Source organism: Lysinibacillus sp. 2017 (assembly GCF_003073375.1).
Classification (GTDB): Bacteria; Bacillota; Bacilli; order Bacillales_A; family Planococcaceae; genus Solibacillus.
The window spans coordinates 717,632-738,065 of the sequence record NZ_CP029002.1 but is presented as its reverse complement, the minus strand read 5'-3'; the positions used below and the strand labels follow the sequence as shown (position 1 = coordinate 738,065).

The following is a 20,434-nucleotide window of genomic DNA, read 5'->3' as shown; positions in this document are numbered from 1 at the left end:
TCGTCAACAGCGCCGCCCCTGAATACATGCAAAAGTAGAATGGATTAGCCTTCGATTTGGCAGGCCTAGCATACCGCAACAGTATCAGTAGTAGGGACACGTACCACGTGACCCTGCTGCTGATATGCGGTTGCCTGCCAAAACCCAATACACTTTCATAACATCTCTATTAGAAGATGACTAGCTCTGACAATCCCTTCAACCCACAAAATTCAACGGACTCGCTTTAAAAGTAAACGGCGCCTTTGCTCGTCAACAGCGCCGCTCCTGAATACATGCAAAGGCATAATGGATTACACTTTGATTTGGCAGGCCTAGCACAAGACGCAAAGAAGAGTCGTACAGATATGTGCAACATATCTTTGCGACTCTGGGCGCCCAGCCTGCCAAAACCCGATACACTTTAATTACATCTCTATTAGAAGATGACTAGCTCTGACAATCCCTTCAACCCATAAAATTCAACGGACTCGCTTTAAAAGTAAACGGCGCCTTTGCTCGTCAACAGCGCCGCCCCTGAACACATGCAAAAGTAGAATGGATTAGCCTATGATTTGGCAGGCCTAGCATACCGCAACAGTATCAGTAGTAGGGACACGTACCACGTGACCCTGCTGCTGATATGCGGTTGCCTGCCAAAACCCAATACACTTTCATAACATCTCTATTAGAAGATGACTAGCTTTGACAATCCCTTCAACTCACAAAATTCAACGGACTCGCTATAAAAGTAAACGGCGCCTTTGCTCGTCAACAGCGCCGCCGCCCCCGAATACTTGTAAAGGCATAATGGATTACACTTTGATTTGGCAGGCCTAGCGCAAGACGCAAAGAAGAGTCGTACAGATATGTGCAACATATCTTTGCGACTCTGGGCGCCCAGCCTGCCAATACACAATACACTTTCATAACATCTCTATTAAAAGATGACTAGCTCTGACAATCCCTTCAACCCAATATATCGAAAGGATTACAAATAATATAAAACCATAAAAAAAAGATGTTACAATCGCAAATCTGCATCCGTAACATCATACTTACTTATATATTTAGTTAACCATACGTTGTGCTTCTTGTAATTGATATGCGCGAACTTTACGAGGTAGGAATCGGCGAATCTCATCTTCGTTATAGCCTACTTGTAAACGTTTTTCATCCAAAATAATTGGGCGGCGTAATAAGCCTGGGTGCTCTTGGATAAGCTCGTACAAACGTTGTAAAGGTAATGTCTCAACATCGACATTTAATTTTTGGAAGATTTTTGAGCGAGTGGAGATAATCTCATCTGTTCCATCTTCTGTCATACGTAAAATTTCTTTAATCTCACTAATTGTAAGAGGTTCAGAAAAAATATTGCGCTCTGTATATGGAATATCATGTTCCTCTAACCATGCTTTTGCTTTTCGACATGAAGTACAACTTGGTGAAGTAAATAATGTTACTAACATTTGTGTCACTTCCTCTCTTATTCATTTCAACTACTATGTGTCTCCAGTTCTAGACTCACCTGGACACTATATCTTCATTCAATTAAGTAAAAATCATTCATTAAAATGAAGTGAATTTATACATCAAAATCCTTAATTTAGAATTAATTTAATTTAAGATTCTCTTCTTATTATACAAGAAAATTTCATATTTGAATACACATTGTCAACAAAAAGGTCATAGAAGAAGAGATTTTTTGGTCATAAATATTCTCGAATAAGCTTATTTATTCTAAAGTGAATCACACAGTAGATTTACCCAGAATTTTTTAGTTATAAACTTCCATAAAAACTAATTTTAGTTCTCAATTAATAGCACCAATTGAGAAAATAGTAATAAGAAAAATGCTAATTATTCGTGAATTTACAATTATTAAGCTTAGTCTTTCTATTTTCCCTTCACTTTATACAATTAAAAATATTTTTTGGTGAAACAATTGCTTTTATTTTACAAAGTGCGTTATAATCACTTTCAAGATTATGAAAAACGAAGACGAAGAGTAGTACATTTAAAAAGAATGTGTAGAGAGTCTGTGGTTGGTGTGAACAGATCATTCATTAAATGGAATGGACTTCCGAGTTAGCTTTGTGAAAATTTCCAGTAGTAAAGCTCGTTCCTTCACGTTACGAAGAAGAGTGGCCTGTCATGGGCAAGCTGGGTGGTACCGCGGATTCTAACATCATTCGTCCCTTCTATTAGTTATTAATAGAGGACGCATGATGTTTTTTTATGTTCATTTCGCTATCAAGGCGAGATAGATTTCTTAAATTCAAGGAGGAATACCCAATGAAAACCATCTTTTCTGGCGTACAGCCAACAGGAACAATTACTTTAGGAAACTACATCGGTGCGATTAAACAATTCCCTGCACTACAGGACGATAACAACGCGATTTACTGTATCGTTGACCAACATGCGATTACCGTACCACAAGATCGTTTAGAACTACGCAAAAACATTCGTTCATTAGCAGCAATGTATATTGCAGTTGGCATTGATCCAAAAAAATCTACATTATTTATCCAATCTGAAGTACCAGCACATGCACAGGCAGGATGGATGTTGCAATGTGTCGCTTCAATTGGCGAATTAGAGCGTATGACACAATTTAAAGATAAATCAAACGGCAAAGAAACGGTTTCTGCCGCACTATTAACATACCCACCACTTATGGCAGCTGATATCCTTTTATATAATACCGATATCGTGCCCGTTGGTGATGACCAAAAGCAACATATCGAATTAACTCGTGATTTAGCAGAGCGTTTCAATAAGCGCTACAATGATGTATTAACGATTCCAGACATTCAATTACCTAAAGAAGGCGCGCGTATTAAATCCTTACAAGAGCCACTGAAAAAAATGTCAAAATCTGATACAAACACAAAAGCAACAATTCGTTTACTAGATACACCAAAAGAGATTGAGAAAAAAGTTAAATCAGCAGTAACTGATTCTGAAGGCATCGTAAAATATGACATTGAAAACAAACCAGGTGTTTCAAACTTATTAACAATTGAATCTGCATTATCAGGGTTGTCAATTGCTGATTTAGAAGCGAAATATGCAGGTAAAGGTTACGGAGACTTTAAAGCGGGTGTTGCTGAAGCTATCATTACACACTTAACGCCAATTCAAGAGCGCTATTATGCATTAATCGATTCTCCTGAATTAGATGAAATTTTAGACGAAGGTGCTATTAAAGCAAACGCCATCGCCTCAAAAACGGTTAAGAAAATGGAGAACGCGATGGGCTTAGGGCGTAAACGACGATAAACATCCCGATTATCGCACCAAAAAACATATAAAGTTCCGCACTATTAAATATGTACAAAAGCACCGCATGCCAGGAATAACCGAGTGTACGGTAATTTAAGTACAAGATGATATTACTAATCGACATCACACAAATGCCATAACAAAATAAAAAAAGTACAAAGCGTGTCATCAAATGGCCCCCTTTGTACATCTATACGAAAAACCAACGTGCTACATGCGTAACGCGTTGGTTTTTTGTATTTCTATAAATTAATCAGTATATTTTTTAAATAATAAACATGCGTTATGCCCGCCAAAGCCTAGTGAATTACTTAGCGCATAGTCAATATCCGCTTTACGTGCTTCATTTGGTACATAATCTAAATCACATTCTGGGTCTGGATCATGTAAATTCATTGTTGGGGGTAAAATTCCTTCTTTTAATGCAAGCACCGTAAAGATGGCTTCAACACCACCAGCCGCTCCTAATAAATGCCCCGTCACACTTTTCGTTGAGCTCATCGCTAGTTTATAAGCATGGTCACCAAACACAGTTTTAACTGCTTGTGTTTCAAATAAATCATTGTATGGTGTACTTGTACCGTGCGCATTAATATAACCAACTTGCTCTGGTACGACACCTGCATCATTTAACGCCATTGACATGGCACGCGCTGCCCCTTCACCGTTTGGAGCCGGCGCAGTAATATGGTGAGCATCCCCTGTTGAACCATATCCAACAACTTCACCATAAATTTTTGCCCCGCGCGACTTTGCATGCTCTAAGTCTTCTAATATTAAAATACCAGCGCCTTCCCCAATAACAAAACCGTCGCGATTTTTATCAAACGGACGAGAAGCGGTATTCCTATCAGGATTTAATGATAGTGCCGTATTCGAACAAAATCCAGCAACAGCCATTGTCACAATCGGTGCTTCTGCTCCCCCTGTTATCATCACATCTGCATCGCCGCGCTCAATCACTTTAAACGCATCCCCAATCGAGTTCGTACCTGATGCACAAGCTGTAACCGAGCAAGAGTTCACGCCTTTTGCCCCTAAATAAATCGATACTTGCCCTGCTGCCATATCTGGAATCATCATCGGTACAAAGAATGGGCTAACACGACGAACCCCGCGCTCTTGGAATGTTAGAAATTGTTGTTCATGTGTTTCCATTCCGCCAATTCCCGAACCAATCCATACCCCTACGCGCGGTGCCATTTCTTCGGTAATCGTAAGGTCGGCATCCTTCGCGGCCATCATTGAAGCAGCCAGCGCATAATGGGTAAAGCGGTCCATTTTACGTGCTTCCTTTTTCTCAATATAATCTTCTATATTAAAATCGTTTATTTCAGCCGCTACCGATACTGGAAATTTACTTGTATCAACACGTGTTAACGGACCAATTCCTGATTTACCAGCAACAACATTTTTCCAAGACAGTTCTGCAGTATTCCCAATTGGTGAAACTGCGCCAATACCTGTTACTACTACTCTTCTTTTTTCCATGTTTCATTCTCCCTTTGCTTCAATCAATTTCTCCCGCAATAAATAGTGTTCCTATTTTCCCCATTTAATTGCTAATGCACCCCATGTTAAACCGCCACCAAATCCAACTAATACAATGATATCGTCATCTTTGATTTTTCCTGCCGCTAAATCATCGACAATCGAAATACCAATAGAAGCAGCTGAAGTGTTACCGTAATTTTGAATCGTTTTCGACATTTTTTCTTCGGGTAAGCCGAGGCGTTCACGCGCGGATTCCATAATTCGAATATTCGCTTGATGTGGTACTAAGTAATCGACATCATCCTTCGTTAATCCGGCTTTTTCAAGTACGTTAATAGCCGATTCTCCCATTTGACGCACAGCAAATTTAAATACTTCACGGCCATTCATATAAATTTTTCTTTCATCATTTAAATAGAGGTTTTTGCCACCTGTTCCATCTGCCCCAAGCTCAAACGATAAAATACCGCGCCCTTCAGACACTTTACTGATGATTGCAGCACAAGCGCCATCACCAAATAAAACGGCCGTATTTCGATCTTCCCAATCCGTAATTTTCGTTAACTTTTCTACACCTACTACTAATATATAGTCATAGCTATTTGTTTCAATAAACTGTTTTGCAATTGTAGTTCCGTAAATAAAACCCGAACAGGCTGCTGAAATGTCCATTGCGCCACATCCAGAAGCCCCTAGTCGCTCTTGAATTTGACAAGCTACACTTGGAAAACCTCGATCCGGCGTTACGGTAGCTACAATGATTAACCCAAGCTGATCCGCTGTAATCCCCGCATTTTCAAGTGCATTCTGCGCTGCCTTAAAGGCTAAATCAGATGTTTCTTCCCCTTCAGCATAGCGTCGTTGCTCGATTCCTGTACGCGAACGAATCCATTCATCTGATGTATCTAAAATTTTCTCGAAATCAAAATTTGTCATTACCTTTTCCGGAACATACTTCCCGATTCCGATAATCCCTGCATTCATATAAAAAACCCCCTTGTTTAAAAACATCCCCTGTAAATCAACACTAATTATTAGTAGTTGGTACTAATTATAGATAATAAGTTTTCTGAATACAAGTATTTTTTGATTTATCAACGTGTGTCAATAACCGAAATGATTGAAGTTTTATTTAATTTCGTGACAACTTGGCGAAAAATTTCATAGATTGTTTTTTTTTATGAAGGCTTATGTTATGATATTGTAGATGTAATTTCATACTACCGTTATAAATAAGTTCAATTGAGGTGAAATTGATGCAATATATTATTACTTTCTTCTGGTCATTCCTATTAGTAACTATGTTAAACTACGTAGTAAGCTCAGTTAATGGCGTAGACTTTAACTTCACGAATGGCGTTATCGTTTCATTAGTATTCAGTGTATTAGTAATCATCATCGCTGCAGTGATTCCAAACGAATCAACTCCAGACGCAGAAGCTGAACATCACTAATATTAAAAAACACAACTCATGCAATATGCATAGGTTGTGTTTTTTTGTTTTAGTTCATAATTTTTAATTCACCATTATCTAATGTAATCGACATGGTTTGTCCTGCGGTTACTTCCCCTTTTAATAATTCACGGGCTACCATCGTTTCTAAATGGCGTTGTACAAATCGTTTTAACGGACGTGCCCCAAACTGTGGATCAACACCGTTTTCAACAACCCAATTTACTACTTCATCTGAAACATGTAAAGTAATTTCTTGTTCTGCCACACGGTCTTGTAATTGATGGACATATTTCCAAGCGATAGCATGGAAGTGTTCATTTGATAAAGCATGGAACATTATAATATCGTCCATACGGTTTAGTAGCTCTGGCTTGAAGTGCTGACGTAGCGCAGCTTGCACTAACGCTTCTGACTCTTCGTTTTCTTCCAATAAGTAATGCGATCCGATGTTAGACGTTAAGATGATGACCGTATTCGTGAAGTTCACCATTCTACCTTGGCTATCGGTAATACGACCGTCATCCAAAACTTGCAATAAAATATTTGCGACATCTGGATGTGCTTTTTCGATTTCATCTAGTAGCACAACTGAATACGGGTTACGACGAACGGCTTCTGTTAATTGGCCACCTTCTTCATAGCCAATGTATCCTGGAGGCGCTCCGACAAGTCGTGATACAGAATGTTTCTCCATATATTCACTCATATCAATACGAACGAAATGATCCTCTGAATCGAATAGCTGTGCGGCTAATGCTTTGGCTAATTCTGTTTTACCGACACCTGTTGGCCCTAAGAATAAAAAGCTTCCAATCGGTTTGTTCGGATCTTTAATACCCGAACGAGCACGCCATACTGCTTCAGTTACATATGTGACTGCATCGTCTTGACCGACAACACGTTCTTGAAGTGTATCTTTTAAACGAAGTAATTTTTCACGTTCCCCTTCTACAAGCTTCGTCACTGGAATGCCTGTCCACCGAGAAATAATTTTTGCGATTTCTTCCTCCGTTACTTCTTCACGTAACATACGATTGCCTTCTGTTGCCTTAAGTTGTTGTTCAAGCTCTGTTACTTCTTTTTCAAGCTTTGGAATTTGACTATATTGAAGCTCACTTGCTCGAGCAAAGTTACTGCCTGTATTAATCAAATACTCTGCTTCTGCTTGATATTTTTTCAATTGGTCTTTTTTATCACGAACAACTTGAAGTCCACTTTTTTCAAGTTCCCATTGCTCTTTCATCGTTTTAATGGAAATTTCTAGCTTTTCAACTTCCTCACTAATTAGGTCAAGACGTTTTTTACTTGCATCATCTTTTTCTTTTTTTAGTGCCTGCTGTTCGATTTTTAATTGGGTTAAGCGGCGTGTTAATTGATCAAGCTCTTGAGGCATTGAATCAATTTCAATACGAATCATTGCACACGCTTCATCGATTAAATCGATGGCTTTATCTGGCAAGAAACGGTCGGTAATATAACGATCCGCTAATTGTGCAGCAGCGATAATCGCGCGGTCATGAATACGAACACCACGGTGATGTTCTTCAAAGCGATCTTTAATCCCGCGTAAAATCGATACGGTATCTTCAATCGAAGGTTCGCGCACAAGTACTTGTTGGAATCTGCGCTCTAATGCTGGGTCCTTTTCAATATTCATGCGATATTCGTCTAGTGTTGTTGCACCAATACAGTGGAGCTCACCACGTGCAAGCATTGGCTTTAACATATTACCAGCATCCATCGCGCCTTCTGTTTTACCAGCGCCAACGATCGTATGAATTTCATCGATAAATAAAATAATGTTTCCTTCCGATTCTTTCACCTGTTTTAAAACACCTTTTAAACGTTCCTCAAATTGCCCACGATACGATGCGCCTGCGATTAATGCACTCATATCTAATTCATACAGTTCCGCTTCTTTTAAGCCCTCTGGTACATCTTTGCGGACGATACGCTGTGCAAGTCCTTCGACAATCGCCGTTTTACCAACACCTGGTTCACCGATTAATACGGGATTATTTTTCGTTTTGCGCGATAATATGCGAATGACATTACGAATTTCTTCATCTCGGCCAATGACTGGATCCATTTTGCCGTTCTTTACTTGTTCGATTAAATTCCGTCCAAATTGTTCTAATGGTGGACGGTTATCTTGTGTTTGATTAAATTGCATAAAAAGCACCCCTTTTTTAAAAGTTTGACCTTTACTGACTAATTAGATTATAGGTCAAAATAAATCAAACTTCAATGAAATACGCTCAACATTTTTAATTATTTTCAGAAATTAATGTGGTATGATGTTTGTAGTATAATATACAAATTTTTACACTTTTTCTCGTGCTAGCCCGATTGGTTCAACTAACAATCTGGGGGATGAAGAACACCCAGATTGTTGAAGTTTCACTTTATTTCCTTATTGAAAGGTGTGATTTTTATCGAAACAGTTCAAACCATTCCACAAGATATTGCCATCCTTTGTCAAACAAAAGGGACCATTTTTAAACTTGAAAAAGGAGCGACCATTTTTCAAGAAGGCGAGCGAGCCGAACATATTTTTCTTATTAAAAGTGGATCTGTACAAGTAAGTAAAGAAACAGAAAGTGGTAGAGAATTAACAATTCGCATTTGTGGAAAAGACTGCTTAATTGGTGAAAGCTTAATGTTTTGCAAATTTACGTCCCATTCAACGACGGCAAAAGCATTAGAAGCTTCTGAAATTTATTCGATTCATAATGATTTGTTAGAGTCATTTATTCAAGATCACCCTACTTTAATGGTTGACTATTTAAAGTGGATCCAAACGGAAAATATAAAAAATCAAAGTCGTCTGCGTGATTTAGTTTTACACGGCAAAAAAGGTGCGCTATTTTCAACATTAATTCGATTAGCCAATACGTATGGGAAATTTAGTTCAGTCAATGAAGTTTTCATTTCGATTGCTTTGACAAATACGGAAATTGCCAATTTATGCGCAACAAGTCGTGAAATGATTAATCGTATGTTAAACGATTTACGAAAAGACAAAATCATTAAGATCGATAGGGGCTATATTACCATCCTCGATTTAAATTATTTAAAACAAGAAATTGATTGTGAAAACTGCCCTCTAGCGGTTTGTAGAATAGATTAAAAAATCCCGTTCGATTCTTAATTAAAGGAATCGAACGGGATTTACTTTTTAGCGGATACCTAGTGCCATTTTTGCGTAGCGTGACATATTGTCTTTAGACCACGTTGGCTGCCAAACGATATTTACATTTGTTTCTTTAACTTCTGGTAGTTCCAATAACGCTGTGTTTACTTGGTCTACAATAACTGGACCTAGTGGGCAACCCATTGAAGTTAGAGTCATTGTTACGAACGCTACCCCTTCATCTGTTAAATCTACATCATATACTAAACCTAAGTTCACAATATCAATGCCGAGCTCAGGGTCGATTACATTTTCTAGAGCACCTAACATGCTGTCTTTCATGTCTTGATCAATCGCCATTTGTAGTTTCCCCTTTCGGAATGGTGTTAATTGTTATCATAACATCATTGTGCGAGTTATGCCAAATGTTGTGCTAGGAAGTTTGTTACTTGAAGCATACCGCTTCGTGAAACGGCATGCCCCGCTTTTGGCGCACTAATAAATTCAATTTGAGTATCGCTATTATTCAACACATGCTGTTCATAAAAATCACGACTCATTTCATAAGGAACAACTGTATCACGTTCACCGTGCCAGAAAATAATTGGACGATGTTTCCACGCTTCTTCCTTGTCTTCTAAATTATAGCGGTCTAGTAACAGGATCAATTGTTGTTGCTCATTCTTCGTCATCGGCAACTTGATTCCCTTTTCAGCAAATTCCTTCACTTGATGTTCTGCAAATTTAGTATAGCTCGCTGTTCCCATACAAATACCTGCTGTTTTAATCCAAGGATAAACCGCTAAACTACCTGATGTCACAACGCCGCCCATTGACGTTCCTGATACACCAATTTTATCACTTGCTAGTAATTGCTTTTGCTTCAATTGTTCATAAATCGTATGTAATTCATTTACCGAAGTTAATACGATTTTCCAAAAGCTCGCATTCATTTCGATTTCAGATAAGTTACCAATACGTTCGCCATGCAATAGCGCATCGGGTAAAATAACACGAATACCTTTTTGAATCAGTTGATACGCATAATGCAAGTTATGTTCTTTCGCACTCATAAAGCCGTGGAAAAATACGACAACTGGCGTGTTTTCATTCATTGTCTCGTCATACACATGTAGTAATGGGATTGACTCCCAGAGTTCTCGTTTTACAATCACATTTTTCACCTCTACTTTTTACTATATCAAAACTTTCCATTTGTTTCAAAAACTTTGACGTATGTTTCTTTATCGCGATACAATAATACACATGCTAAAGGAGGCTTTTTCCTATGAACGAACATTTAATTGTACTAGATTTAGATGGTACGCTTCTCACAGATGAGAAAAAAATTTCGCCGATTACTAAACAAACTCTACTAAAAGCAAAAGAAGCTGGTCACCAAGTAATGATCGCTACAGGTCGTCCTTACCGTGCTAGCGAGCTCTATTATAATGAATTAAGCTTAACGACACCGATTGTCAATTTTAATGGTGCCCTCATTCACCACCCGAAAAACCCAATGTGGAAAAAAATTCATACGACCGTTGATTTACGTGTTGTTCACGATGTTATCGAATCGGTTCATAAATATGAATATGACAATTTAATCGCCGAAGTGTTGGATGATGTTTATATCCACCGCGAAGATGATGGCGCACTGCAAATTTTTCATATGGGCAGTCCTAACATTTTAACAGGTGATTTAACGAAAAACTTGTTTGAAAACCCCACAAGTTTATTAATCCAAGCGAATGATATGAACACACCGATTATTCGTCAGCACTTACAAGATGTTCACGCTGAGCTCATCGAACATCGTCGTTGGGGCGCACCGTTTCCAATTATTGAAGTCGTTCATAAAGGCTTAAGCAAAGCGGTCGGTATTGACCATATCGCGAAAGAAATGGGCATACCGCGTGATCGTATTATTGCTTTTGGTGATGAAGACAATGATTTAGAAATGATTGAATACGCTGGTGTAGGTGTTGCCATGGGGAATGGTATTCACGACTTAAAAAATATCGCCAATGAAATTACACTTTCAAACAACGAAGACGGCATCGCAAGAATATTACAAGATCGTTTGAAATTATAACAAAAGCCCGAAGTCATTTAAATTCCAAATGACTTCAGGCTTTTTTAATAGGCTTATTTAGCTTGTTGTGCCTGTTCAGCACGACGTTTTTTACCACGCTTCATAATAACAATCATGAAAATTGTATAGAGGACAATGACTAAACCTAACGCAACAACGTATGAGGTATTAATACCGCGCGCTTCGATTACTTGATAAACTTCTACCATTTCACGATCTAAAATGATTGTGTAGTTGCCATCTTTGTTTTCACGAATAATTTCGCTATCAAACATACCACGCACTTCTTTTCCTTCACCAAGTTCTGCTACTGGAATATTAATACGCTTCGTTTTACTACTATTATTAATGACAACGATCCATGTTTCTGTATCTGATTTACGCTCAAATACCATGTAACCATCTTCATTTTCTAACCATTTAAATTCACCATTACGTAGCGTATCTGAATCATTACGTAAAGATTGTAGTTGACCAACATAGTCACCAAGTTCTGAATCCGTTTTAAAATTGTAATATTGATGTGCTTCTGCACCAGCTGTACCATTCATCGCAATTTCAGAACCGTACGAAATGACTGGAACACCCGGTAATAACAACGTACTTGCAATTGAAATTTTACTACGTGTTGGCGGGTACATATTTTCAGAAGTTGACGCTAATGTAAAACGATCTGACCAAATTGTATCTGGCATCGTTAATACAGGCGTTCCTGAAACAGCCTCGTTAATATGATCTTCTAACACCGTTGTATTTAAATCAACGTTTTTAAAGGCGTTTGCATAAAGTGGCGCTGTATCTTCGTAAAATTTCGCATCAAAGTTCGCATCACTTTCCGCATTAGCAATCACATAAATGTCTGATTTTGCTGCTTTTAATGCGTCAATAACCTCGTTTAAAAATGTTGTGTCCGCACCTTCGATATTCGTTAAACGTACACCATTTACTTCATACGTATCGACAAATTTAACTGCTGCATCGATTAAAGCCGATTGTACAGCCTTATTTGAAAGATCCCACTGAATTTGACCATCATTTGTACTGGCAACAAAGCCTGTCTGATCAGCCCATTCATGATTTGGACTTACATTCGATAATGGGAAATCAACCATGATTTTCGTATCACGTTCGTTGAATTTTTCAACCACTTTTTTCAGTTCATCTTCCGTACCAAAGTGTTTATCCAATTCAGCGTAACTTGTTAACATAGAACCATCATATTTTTCTGTTGCGAACACAGAGCCAATTGATAACATCGTGTAGCCCATATTTGTTATGTAATCAATTTTTTTCACTAAGCCATTAAAGTCGCCACCTGCAAACATTGACGGATCTTTGGCATTGACGAATTCATCATCATTTGAACCAATTCCATTGAAGAAACGATCTACTAATAAATCATATATACTTTCATCTGCAATTGTATGTGTCTCTTCTGCGTTCACTGGCGCTAAAGCAAATGACGTTGAAAGAAGAACACCTGCAGTTACGACACCTAACCATTTTTTAAATCTCAATTTGATTCCCTCTCTTTCACAACAATCCATCGTCATTTTACCAAAAAAACTAGGTAACTAGCTATGATTACCCAAGTTATTTATAGCAAATAAGACAAATCCGTGACAAAAATGTGTAAAAATAGAAAAAACCACTTCGAAAGCAATTGCTTCGAAGTGGTTGGAGTTGGCATATTAGAAGTTTATGCCTATACCCATGCTTAAGCCTAGGTAAAGTGTTACTAATAACACAATGGCAAATAAAACCCAAAATACATTCACAGATTTACCTTTGTTTTTACGCGCTAAAATCATTTCCATGAAGCCAATTACTAAAATAGCAAATAAGACCTTCATATCATAATTCATACCGCCCTCTGCGATTTTGTCACGCCATTCTAAGAATAATGCGCCACCTGTAATAATCACTAAAATGTACATTACACGTAATGCCATTTGAACGCCTGTTAACTTCTTGCTAGCAAATGCTGCAATGAAGAATAGTACTAATGCGATTACCCATGTTGTAATGTGTAAGTGTGTACCACTAGTTAAGAAATCCATATATTTTCACCTCTTCTATTTTTTCTCTACAAACAATATCCTACCATGTGAGAAGACTAGAATACAATGAATAAGATTTCACTATTCTTACTTTACTATTAGGCAAATCGGTTCGCTAAAGTCCCAATTCCTTCAATTGCAATTTTCACTTCATCGCCTGCTTTTAAAAATTGCGGAGGATTCATGCCTTTACCAACTCCAGCTGGTGTTCCCGTTAAGATTACGTCACCAGGCTCTAGCGTCACATAGTTTGAAATAATCGAGATAATGTCAGACACCGAGAACATCATATCTTTCGTCGAACTATTTTGACGAACTTCACCATTTACTTTTGTAACGATTGACAACGCATGCGGATCTGGAATTTCATCTTTTGATACTAAGTATGGTCCCATTGGGCAACTACCATCTAAACTCTTACCTAAGAAGAATTGTTTATGCTTTTGCTGTAAGTCACGCGCTGTAATATCGTTAGCAATTGTATAGCCAAAAATGTAGTCAATCGCCATCCCTTTAGGAATATTTTTTCCGCGCTTTCCAATAACTACAGCTAATTCACCTTCATAATCCAGTGAATCTGTAAGTTCTGCATGTACAGGTAACGTTGTTTCATCGGCAGCAATAGCCGTTGGTGACTTTGTAAAAATCATAATATTTTCTGGCGCCTTGTCAGCACCCATTTCGACTGCATGATCATTATAGTTTTTTCCAACACATAAAATATTTTTCGGTGTGCGTGGAATTGGAGAAAGCCATTCAATATCTGTAAAAGCTAATTTAAATTGTGCATTATTCTCAGCCTTTTGTGCCGCATCTACTAATTTACGAACTTGTTCAACAAAATCAAAACCTAATGTAATACCTTCAATAATCGTTTCAGGAAAGGTAGGTAAAATATTAAGTTGCTTTTGAATTTCAACAACATCCCATACCGCTTCTTCTCTTTTTACTTTTGGTCCAAATTTAATTTGATCTTTTAGTTTAAATGATAACAGTTTCATAATGTAGAGCGCTCCTTCTGCTTTTTTTACATAATACATCATAATCGATAGAATTACCTTACTTTTCTGATAAAGATGAACTTTAATCCGTGGATGCTTTTTTTCCACGTATTATTAGTTCATACAATCGGGCTTTTACTAGCTAGTTCTTTCCATAAGTTAATCGCTTGATTGCTGCTTCAAGTGGTCCCTGTTTAAACTTCGACAACCATAGCTCCGCAAATAGCACTTGTACGATAAATAATCCGAGCGCAATGTAAATCCCCATTTGGACATCGACTTTTCCATACAAGCCAAAGCCCCAATTATAAAATAGTGCCGTGCAAACAATCGATTGCATTAAATACAGCGTCATCGACATACGTCCTGCCTTGGCAATCGGCGACAAAATTTTCACGATTACCGGTAACTGAGTTAATAACACAATCACCGCAATATAACCAATCGCTAAAATAGGTCCCCCTACATACACTTGTAAATAGTCATTACCAAATGTTTGAGCTCCTGCAATCGGTAAGCTTTTCACATAAATTCCAACGCCAAGACCAACAACTGCTAACACAATCCATAAAACTAACTTTTCTTTTGCTCGTTCGATTAAACGCCATTTCGCCATTGCAGCGCCAACCAACATATACGGTAAAATTGTAAATAGTGAAGAAATCCACATAATCGTGCTTAACTGAATCGCTAAGTCATCTAGACGTTGCGTGAAGGCATCCATCCAATTCCCTACACCATAGGCAGTAACAGCATTTTGAATGGCCGTAATATCAACAGACAATGTACTTGTCGGCTCGTTGAAAAAACCACCAAGCATGTACACACTTATAAAGAAGAAATGATACAACCCGTTTAATACAATAGCTACCGTTAATAACCCACCTGAACGTAAACGTAAAAAGGCCATTAAAAACACGCCACAAAATGCATATGTTGCTAAAATATCGCCCCACCAAATAAGAAAAGCGTGAAGCATCCCAATAACAAATAAAATAACTAAACGTTTCGGTGCAAATTTATAAAAGTTCGTGCCATTCGCTTTCGCTTTTAAAAACTGCATTGCTAAACCATACCCGAACAGCATAGAAAATAACGGATAAAAACTACTTTGCACATAAATATCTAAGTATTGTTGCAAAATAATGTCTTTGGCCTCTGTAAACCAACTACTTAAATCGGCAATATGCGGCATTGGTAAATAGAAGCCGAACATATTCACAAGTAAAATGCCAAGTAAGCTAAAGCCACGTAAAATATCTAACGTTGCGATGCGTTCATTCACACCAACTGGTCTAAAATTCACTGTTAGTCCTCCTAATCAATCTTCACTTCTTGTCCAATGCTATATAAATATAATAATCGTTCGCTCACTTGAATACGTTTGATCGATTCAATAGCATGCTGATAATAGTTTAATTGAATTTGGTAGGACTTTGTCATTTTTTGTTTAATTTTCTCAAAATCTTCTAAAATAGAACCTTCAATATAATCCGTTTTGTAATCCAGTAGCACCCATTCACCGAATTCATCTTCAAACAAGCAGTCAATAACCCCTTGAATAATTTGCGAATCCCCGTCTGTATCCTTCAAGCTGAGCGTAAATGGTACTTCGCGTAATATTTCTTTTGCATGTACAAAGCGTTGGCCCACATTTGTTGTAAAAAAGGCCAACACTTTTTCAGCTGATACCGCATCTGCTTCAATTTGCTGAAGCAATTGACGGTCGACTAATGACTGAATAAAATGCTGTGTTTCTTCTAGTGTCGTAAAGCCTTGTTGTGGAAGATGCTGCATCACTGCGTGGACCGCAGTACCCGTTTCAGTTGCTGATAATTTACGTTCTTTTTTCCCTTTTAACATAAAGCTTGGTACATTTGCCTTTACGTAACGTTTCGCTTCTAAGTTATACAATTGTTCTTCTTCCATACGTTGCAAGCTTTCTAAACGCTTCAGCTCACTTACTGACGTTTTCGATTTTTTCGTAACCGCCTGCTCGTATGGATAGCGTGTAGAAAAACGATTGGTTAATAGCTGAACAAGCTCTTCATTTACTACTTCTTCTAGCTTTTCTTCCTCTAGTGGGGGCGCTTCTAAAGCTACTAAAAATTCATTATTAGGAATGATGTTTACTGACCATTTTTCGGTAGTAACCGCTTGTTTTTCATAGCCGTAATTTGAAAAGAAAAAGTCGCTATGTCGTGCAACGGATGGACCGACCCAACTTAAATAGCTATTAGCCTTCGCGCGTACATAACTTGGTAGCACCTTTTCCTGCATATCTTGATAAAATGCCCATTCTTCTTTTTGCTTTTCCCAATCCTTAATCGAGCCTACTAAAATGAGTCGTTCCTTTGCACGCGTCATCGCCACGTATAAAACGCGCATTTCTTCAGCTTTCATTTTCGCAAGCTTTTTCTCTTTGACGTAAAGATGCGGAAGCGATGTGGAAATGATATTTAAATCAGGATTTACTGACTTAATCGCTAGCCCAAATTCTTGATCAAAAATGTATCGACTGCCTAAATCTTTTGTATTGAATGTTCTACTCATACCCGCCACAAATACGACCGGGTACTCCAGTCCTTTTGATTTATGAATCGTCAATAAGGTCACGACATCATCTGCTTCACCAATAGATTTGGCGATTCCTAAATCATCCCCGCGTGAATGCATACGGTCTATGAAGCGAAGGAAACGGAATAAGCCGCGGAACGATGTTTTTTCATAACTTAATGCGCGGTCATGTAATGCGCGTAAGTTCGCCTGGCGCTGCTTGCCATTTGCCATTGCCCCAACCATTTCGAAATAATTCGTATCTAAATACACTTGCCAAATTAAATCTGCGAGTGAGCCGTGACGTGAGAAATTACGCCATTTTTCATGCAACGCAAAAAACTTTTGTAGCTTCTGTTCGGTAGGAATCGGTAGTTCACCACTGGCTTGTTCGTAATACTGTTTCAACGCATCATAAAATGGCGCCTTCCCATTTACTAAGCGAATCGCGGCTAGTTCATTTTCGGTTAGACCGATAAACGGTGCGCGCAACACGGAAGCGAGTGGAATGTCCTGATACGGATTGTCGATGACTTTTAACGTATTCAGCATAATCATCACTTCAAGTGACTCGAAGTACCCGCCATCTGTTTCTGCATAAAGCGGTAATCCAGCGAGTTTAAATTCTTCGGCAAATGTCGTATACCACGAACGTGAGCGCATTAACACGACAATATCGCGGTAGCTAATCGAACGTGTTGACTTCGTTTTCGGATTATATACTTGTCCACCATTTTCTACGAGGTCACGGATTCGTTTAATAATATAACGTGCCTCTTGCTGTGCCGCGCTAATACTTTCTTCCTCTTCGGTGCCTTCTTCAGCGCCTGGAACGACTTGTGCCTTAGAATTACCTTCTAATAACACAAGTTCAATCGGTACATGCTGTTCATCGTAGCTTGCACCAAATTTCAGCTTGGCCTGCTCGTCATAAACGATTTCACCGACTTCCTCATCCATAATTTGCTCGAATACATAGTTTGTCCCTTCAAGCACTTCAGAACGACTACGGAAGTTCGCATTTAAATCAATTTTCATGCCAGTATTCGTTGGCTCTTCCTCAAAACGCTTATATTTCTCAAGGAATAAGCGTGGTTCAGCTAGTCGGAACGCATAGTAGAGTAGGAACCCAGCGCCTTGCTACATTGCTGTAGTAGGTTTCCGGAGAACCCCTCCCCGAACCGTACGTACTCCTCTCAGAGTATACGGCTCTCCACTTATAACAAATCTATCGTTGTTTATGAATTTCTTTATGACATTTTATACATACGACTAGTGTTTTTCGTTGCTTTGCGAGCATCGTCCGTTCCCAATATTCCTTACCTTTTAAGTTCTTAATTTTATTTACATGATGAATTTCGAACTTTGTATCTGGGTGGTTGTCTCCACATAATTCGCATTGTTTTGCACTAAGTCGTTTTTCTAAATCATTTCTGCCTTGATATACATATAAATTTGGTAGTTGGTCCATTTCTGATTGTAAAATATCTTTCTTTTTTTCAAAACCATCTTTATAGAAATAAGCTACTCTTTCACCTTGCTTTGTTTCATACTTTACTCCCCAGTACTTACCTTGCTTAAACTTAACCTTCATTTTTGATACTGTGGATTTGTATTTATTCGCAAGTGTTTTCAAACAGCTATATTCCATTACATAACGCAATTGCCACATTTTCTGACTTACATTTTCTGCTAATGCATAATAGTTGTAAAGTCCACGTAGCTCTGCGTTATATATTTCGATGACTTCTAAATCAGGTAGACCGACAAGTCTTGGCCGATGCAACATATCCCATTGTTTCGCATCAATATCTTTGACCATCTTATTTTTCAAGATGACCTTTTCAATTGTCCCTTGAGGTATTCGTAGTTGAACATATCCTCTATATTTACGTTTTTTTACACCGTTTTTATCTTTTGCCACACTTAAATCATGGCTAATTGAAATATCGTAGCTTAAAAATCGAGCGAACTTTGTACTATGTGTAATGAGTGTCTTTTCTTCCGATAGCTCTAATTGTAAACGGTCTTTCAAAAAGTCTTTCATTGCTTGTTTTAAGCGTTCACAATCCTCTTTACTCCCGTTTACACCGACAATAAAATCATCTGCATAACGCACATATTCCATTGCTTTATACGTATCGGTATTTGGTTCATAGTACGCTAAATTAAGCATTATTTTCTTATTCGCCTTATATTCTTCAATCAATTGTTGTCGTAATGTTTCATCTTCTGTCGCAATAATCTTTTTCGATAAACGCTGATTACGCATATCGTATTTACGATATTCCATATTTCGTTTACGTCCTTTTTTCGGTTCACCTAAATCAAATGAAGGTTTCAATTCATTTTCAACGTATTCATCAAATTCATTTAAATAAATATTTGCGAGTAGTGGGCTAATAATACCGCCCTGTGGAGTCCCACTATGCGTCTTCTGGAATCGCCAATCTTCAACGAATCCTGCTTTTAAGAATTTCCACATAAGACGAATAAACTTTTCATCTTTAATTCGTTTACGCAAAATATTTATTAGCACTTGATGATTAATATTATCGAAAAATCCTTTTATATCACCTTCGATAAACCAATTTACACCTGTGAAGGTTTTCTTAATTTCGATTAATGCTGTGTGACAACTTCTTTTCGTTCTAAAACCATGAGAATGATTTGAAAAATTCGGCTCATAAATTGATTCTAAAAGCATACGACATACTTCTTGTACTAAACGGTCTGTAAATGTAGGGATACCAAGCGGTCTTGTATCTCCGTTTTTCTTTGGGATATGAATGCGACGTACTGGCTTTGGCTGGTAACTTTCATCTTTCAGTAATTCAATAATCGCTTGAATTTTTTCTTCACCAAATCCATCTGCCGTTTCATCATCGATACCTTTTGTTGCACTACCTTTATTTATATATATCTTTGTATAGGCTTTTTTATAAAAATCTTCGTTGTATAAATGTCTGTACAGACGGTCAAACTCAAAGCCGTCTTTCATTGCTTGTTTCGATAGATTGTATAAGACAATTTCTGAACTTTGCATAGAGCATTTCGCTCCTTTCTTTATTGTTTTATACGTTATAAGCTGCTCCCCTTCGCCATGTAATAGGCTTTCCCTATCTCGGACTACTACGGGAGCTCCGTTACCGTATTGGATATTCAGTACCTTTGTACATAGCCTAGTGGCGTTCCAAATTAGGTAATCCCCATTTAGTATATTGTATACAGGCTCGATTCATTGTCGGAAGGAACGTTCATCCTTTTCTTCAATCTTGAAGTGTGTCTATTCTTTCATGAATTAGAAACTAGACTTACGCCTCCATTTATAGCGCTCGTCCATGTTCAGTCGTAAGCATTTAATACGCTGA

General features: G+C 38.0%; 15 protein-coding genes, 1 pseudogene and 1 other annotated feature. Of the genes and pseudogenes, 4 read left to right on the top strand and 12 right to left on the bottom strand.

Going from position 1 to position 20,434, the window contains the following annotated elements; all coding sequences use genetic code 11:
- Window positions 1-1,049 precede the first annotated feature (1,049 nt).
- Window positions 1,050-1,448 carry a transcriptional regulator SpxA gene (spxA, locus tag DCE79_RS03165; protein ID WP_108711672.1) on the bottom strand — a complete coding sequence of 133 codons (399 nt, stop codon included), beginning with the start codon at window positions 1,446-1,448 and terminating at the stop codon, window positions 1,050-1,052.
- 520 nt (window positions 1,449-1,968) lie between these two features.
- Window positions 1,969-2,182: a binding site (T-box leader), on the top strand.
- A gap of 92 nt (window positions 2,183-2,274) precedes the next feature.
- On the opposite strand from spxA, the gene trpS reads away from it, so the two are divergent.
- On the top strand, window positions 2,275-3,264 hold the full coding sequence (gene trpS / locus DCE79_RS03160; protein ID WP_108711671.1) for a tryptophan--tRNA ligase: 990 nt from the start codon (window positions 2,275-2,277) through the stop codon (window positions 3,262-3,264).
- Window positions 3,265-3,516: 252 nt separating this feature from the next.
- Here the strand turns inward: trpS and fabF are convergent, their stop codons facing one another.
- Entirely contained in the window at window positions 3,517-4,758 is a 1,242-nt protein-coding gene (gene fabF, locus DCE79_RS03150; protein ID WP_108711669.1) for a beta-ketoacyl-ACP synthase II, read from the bottom strand.
- A gap of 51 nt (window positions 4,759-4,809) precedes the next feature.
- A complete protein-coding gene (locus tag DCE79_RS03145) occupies window positions 4,810-5,745 on the bottom strand; it encodes a beta-ketoacyl-ACP synthase III (protein WP_108711668.1) in 936 nt (311 codons plus the stop codon).
- Window positions 5,746-6,017: 272 nt separating this feature from the next.
- Here DCE79_RS03145 and DCE79_RS03140 point away from each other — a divergent pair, with 272 nt between their 5' ends.
- The gene (locus tag DCE79_RS03140) at window positions 6,018-6,215 is read left to right on the top strand and encodes a YjzD family protein (protein ID WP_108711667.1); all 198 of its coding nucleotides are present in this window, start codon (window positions 6,018-6,020) and stop codon (window positions 6,213-6,215) included.
- A gap of 49 nt (window positions 6,216-6,264) precedes the next feature.
- Here the strand turns inward: DCE79_RS03140 and DCE79_RS03135 are convergent, their stop codons facing one another.
- The gene (locus tag DCE79_RS03135) at window positions 6,265-8,391 is read right to left on the bottom strand and encodes an ATP-dependent Clp protease ATP-binding subunit (protein ID WP_108711666.1); all 2,127 of its coding nucleotides are present in this window, start codon (window positions 8,389-8,391) and stop codon (window positions 6,265-6,267) included.
- Window positions 8,392-8,643: 252 nt separating this feature from the next.
- On the opposite strand from DCE79_RS03135, the gene DCE79_RS03130 reads away from it, so the two are divergent.
- Window positions 8,644-9,348 (top strand): Crp/Fnr family transcriptional regulator, encoded by a 705-nt coding sequence (locus DCE79_RS03130; protein ID WP_234417322.1) that lies wholly within the window; start codon window positions 8,644-8,646, stop codon window positions 9,346-9,348.
- A gap of 48 nt (window positions 9,349-9,396) precedes the next feature.
- Here the strand turns inward: DCE79_RS03130 and DCE79_RS03125 are convergent, their stop codons facing one another.
- Together DCE79_RS03125 and DCE79_RS03120 are read right to left on the bottom strand one after the other, a co-directional pair.
- Window positions 9,397-9,711 carry a metal-sulfur cluster assembly factor gene (locus DCE79_RS03125; protein ID WP_108711665.1) on the bottom strand — a complete coding sequence of 105 codons (315 nt, stop codon included), beginning with the start codon at window positions 9,709-9,711 and terminating at the stop codon, window positions 9,397-9,399.
- 56 nt (window positions 9,712-9,767) lie between these two features.
- The gene (locus DCE79_RS03120; protein ID WP_108711664.1) at window positions 9,768-10,526 is read right to left on the bottom strand and encodes a serine aminopeptidase domain-containing protein; all 759 of its coding nucleotides are present in this window, start codon (window positions 10,524-10,526) and stop codon (window positions 9,768-9,770) included.
- Window positions 10,527-10,639: 113 nt separating this feature from the next.
- Between DCE79_RS03120 and DCE79_RS03115 the strand changes: the two genes are divergently transcribed.
- Window positions 10,640-11,446 carry a Cof-type HAD-IIB family hydrolase gene (locus tag DCE79_RS03115; RefSeq protein ID WP_108711663.1) on the top strand — a complete coding sequence of 269 codons (807 nt, stop codon included), beginning with the start codon at window positions 10,640-10,642 and terminating at the stop codon, window positions 11,444-11,446.
- Window positions 11,447-11,499: 53 nt separating this feature from the next.
- Here the strand turns inward: DCE79_RS03115 and DCE79_RS03110 are convergent, their stop codons facing one another.
- From DCE79_RS03110 to ltrA, 6 genes and pseudogenes are all read right to left on the bottom strand, one after another.
- On the bottom strand, window positions 11,500-12,963 hold the full coding sequence (locus DCE79_RS03110; protein WP_234417321.1) for an alpha-amylase family glycosyl hydrolase: 1,464 nt from the start codon (window positions 12,961-12,963) through the stop codon (window positions 11,500-11,502).
- Window positions 12,964-13,137: 174 nt separating this feature from the next.
- Window positions 13,138-13,506, bottom strand: coding sequence for a YisL family protein (locus tag DCE79_RS03105; protein ID WP_108711661.1), 369 nt, complete (start codon window positions 13,504-13,506; stop codon window positions 13,138-13,140).
- Window positions 13,507-13,604: 98 nt separating this feature from the next.
- A complete protein-coding gene (locus DCE79_RS03100) occupies window positions 13,605-14,507 on the bottom strand; it encodes a fumarylacetoacetate hydrolase family protein (protein WP_108711660.1) in 903 nt (300 codons plus the stop codon).
- 142 nt (window positions 14,508-14,649) lie between these two features.
- The gene (locus DCE79_RS03095) at window positions 14,650-15,813 is read right to left on the bottom strand and encodes a DUF418 domain-containing protein (RefSeq protein ID WP_108711659.1); all 1,164 of its coding nucleotides are present in this window, start codon (window positions 15,811-15,813) and stop codon (window positions 14,650-14,652) included.
- Between the two features lie 11 nt (window positions 15,814-15,824).
- Window positions 15,825-18,167: pseudogene (gene addA / locus DCE79_RS03090) on the bottom strand (helicase-exonuclease AddAB subunit AddA); the annotation flags it as partial.
- 124 nt (window positions 18,168-18,291) lie between these two features.
- Window positions 18,292-20,109, bottom strand: a complete 1,818-nt coding sequence (gene ltrA, locus DCE79_RS03085) for a group II intron reverse transcriptase/maturase (RefSeq protein ID WP_108711658.1) — start codon at window positions 20,107-20,109, stop codon at window positions 18,292-18,294.
- Window positions 20,110-20,434: the final 325 nt, after the last annotated feature.

What these genes read in the sequence shown, in the direction of transcription:
- trpS (WP_108711671.1), top strand. Translation starts at nt 2,275, where the DNA reads ATGAAAACCATCTTTTCTGGCGTACAGCCAACAGGAACAATTACTTTA.
- DCE79_RS03125 (WP_108711665.1), bottom strand. Translation starts at nt 9,711, where the DNA reads ATGGCGATTGATCAAGACATGAAAGACAGCATGTTAGGTGCTCTAGAA.
- ltrA (WP_108711658.1), bottom strand. Translation starts at nt 20,109, where the DNA reads ATGCAAAGTTCAGAAATTGTCTTATACAATCTATCGAAACAAGCAATG.
- DCE79_RS03100 (WP_108711660.1), bottom strand. Translation starts at nt 14,507, where the DNA reads ATGAAACTGTTATCATTTAAACTAAAAGATCAAATTAAATTTGGACCA.
- DCE79_RS03135 (WP_108711666.1), bottom strand. Translation starts at nt 8,391, where the DNA reads ATGCAATTTAATCAAACACAAGATAACCGTCCACCATTAGAACAATTT.
- DCE79_RS03115 (WP_108711663.1), top strand. Translation starts at nt 10,640, where the DNA reads ATGAACGAACATTTAATTGTACTAGATTTAGATGGTACGCTTCTCACA.
- DCE79_RS03105 (WP_108711661.1), bottom strand. Translation starts at nt 13,506, where the DNA reads ATGGATTTCTTAACTAGTGGTACACACTTACACATTACAACATGGGTA.
- spxA (WP_108711672.1), bottom strand. Translation starts at nt 1,448, where the DNA reads ATGTTAGTAACATTATTTACTTCACCAAGTTGTACTTCATGTCGAAAA.
- fabF (WP_108711669.1), bottom strand. Translation starts at nt 4,758, where the DNA reads ATGGAAAAAAGAAGAGTAGTAGTAACAGGTATTGGCGCAGTTTCACCA.
- DCE79_RS03145 (WP_108711668.1), bottom strand. Translation starts at nt 5,745, where the DNA reads ATGAATGCAGGGATTATCGGAATCGGGAAGTATGTTCCGGAAAAGGTA.
- DCE79_RS03140 (WP_108711667.1), top strand. Translation starts at nt 6,018, where the DNA reads ATGCAATATATTATTACTTTCTTCTGGTCATTCCTATTAGTAACTATG.